This is a genomic window from Kitasatospora sp. NPDC005748 (assembly GCF_040630735.1).
GTDB lineage: Bacteria > Actinomycetota > Actinomycetes > Streptomycetales > Streptomycetaceae > Kitasatospora.
In genome coordinates, this window is the sequence record NZ_JBEXYD010000153.1 from 1 (window position 1) to 2,189 (window position 2,189).

Sequence of the window (2,189 nt, forward strand, 5' to 3'; positions counted from 1 at the left end):
TAGGCGGCGCCGGACTTCAGGATGCCGAGGAGGGCGGGGATGAGGTCGGGTCCGCGTTCCAGGGAGAGGCCGACGATCCGCTCGGGGCCGGCGCCCAGGGCGGTGAGGTGGTGGGCGATGCGGTTGGCGCGCTCGTCCAGCTCGGCGTAGGTGAGGTGGGCCGAGCCGCTGGTCAGGGCGATGGCGTCGGGGGTGCGGGCGGCCTGGGCGGCGAACAGCTCGTGGACGCAGTCGTCCACCGGCTGCTCGACGGCGGTGTTCCAGGTGTCGAGCAGTCGGAAGAGTTCGTCGGCCGGCAGGTGGGCGGCGCGGGCGTCACCGTCGGCGTCGGCGGCCATCGCCTCCAGGACCGACCGGTACATCGCGCCCAGCCGCTCCAGGTTCGCCGCCGTGAAGAACTCCGAGGAGCCGCCCAGCTGAACGGCACCACCGCTGGCGATCGCGTTGAGGGCGAACTCCGTGGTGCCCTGGTTGAGTGAGGCCTCGACATCCACCGCGTCGGTGTCGACCTGGTGGAAGTCCTGGAACTCGAACATGACGTTGATCAGGTCGCTGTTCCCGGCGGCGCGCTGGACGGCGGGCAGCGGGTAGCGGCGGTGGGACCAGATGGCGGTCTCCGTCGCATGGGTCCGCTCGACCAGTTCGCGCCAGGTCTTCGCGCCCCGGGTGGTCGGGAACGGCAGGGTGTTGAGGTGCATGCCGAAGACCCGGTCGGCGCCCGGTGCCTCCAGGCGGCCGTGGTAGACGACGCCGGTGTGGAAGGCGTCCTCGGCGGTGAGGCTGCCGAGCACCTTGAGGTGCGCGGCCAGCATGACGCTCTTGAGCGAGGTCTTCGCCTCGGTCGCGAGCTTGCGCAGGCCGTCCTCCAGGTCCGCGAACGGCACCCGGGCCGTGACGGACTCGCCCGGCTCGCCGCCCCAGGTGGCGGGCAGGGCCAGCGGGCTGTGGGTGTCGACGACCTGCTGCCAGAACTCCTGGGTCTGCGGGTCGGAGAGCGCGTCCTGTTCGGCGGCGATGTAGTCGGCGTAGCGGACCGACGGCACCTCGTAGGCCGCCGGCTCAAGGCCGTCCCGCAGCGCCTGGTAGGTGCTGAGGAACTCCATCAGCAGCGAGTTGATGGTCCAGCCGTCGGTGATCACGTGCAGGTGACTGACCGTCAGGCGCCAGGCCTGGTCGGACTCGACGTGCGCCGCGAACCGCATCAGCGGGGCCGTGGCCAGCTCGAAGCCCGTGCGGTTCTCCTGCTCGACGTAGGCGCGGGCCCGCTCGGCGATCGCGGCCTGGCTCAGACCGCGCAGGTCGTGGATGGCGACCGGAATCTTGACGTCGGCGTGGACGAGCTGAAGCGGCTGGCTGTAGCCGTCCAGGTGCATGGAGGTGCGCAGGATGTCGTGCCGGGCTACCACGAGGTCGGCGGCGCGGCGGAAGGCCTCGGCATCGAAGGGGTGGGGGTCCGGGATGCGCGAGGAGTTGATGTTCCGGTAGACGTGCTCGTTCTCCGTGGACATCAGCTCGACGAGCATGCCGGTCTGGATCTGGGAGAGCGGGTAGGCGTCCACGATGTCGGCCGGGAGGGTCTTGCGGTCCTCGTCCGAGATCTGGGCGAAGGGCTGGACGGCGGTGATGAGGGATTCGCCGGTGCCGTCGCCGACCGCAGTGGCCATGGCGGTGATGGTGCGCTGCTGGAAGACGTCGCGGATGGTGACGTCGTAGCCGGCGGCGCGGAGGGCGCCGACGAGGCGGACGGCGCGGATGGAGTCGCCGCCGAGGTCGAAGAAGCTGTCCTCGACGCCGACCTGGGGCAGGCCGAGGACCTCGGCCCAGACGGCGGCCAGGTGTTCTTCGGCGGGGGTGCGGGGGGCGGTGTAGCCGGTGGTGGCGAACGCGTCGAGGTCGGGGGCGGGGAGGGCGCGGTGGTCGATCTTGCCGTTGGGGGTGAGGGGGATGGTGTCGATCGTCAGGTAGGCGGTCGGGACCATGTACTCGGGGAGCTTGTCGGCGAGTTCGGCGCGCAGTACCGCGGTGTCGATGGTGGTGCCGAGCACGGTGTCGGTGATGAGGTAGGCGACGAGGGTCTTCTCGCCGTTGGTGTTCTCGCGGACGGTGACGACGGTGTCGGTGATGTGGGGGTGTTCGCGCAGGCGGGCTTCGATTTCGCCGAGTTCGATGCGGTAGCCGCGGATCTTGAC

Annotated in this window: 1 protein-coding gene; it reads right to left on the reverse strand. The window is 70.5% G+C overall.

Features of this window, described 5'->3' with window-relative positions:
• Window positions 1-2,189: condensation domain-containing protein (locus tag ABZ495_RS36990; protein WP_359840383.1), on the reverse strand; the 2,189-nt coding region annotated here is incomplete at both ends.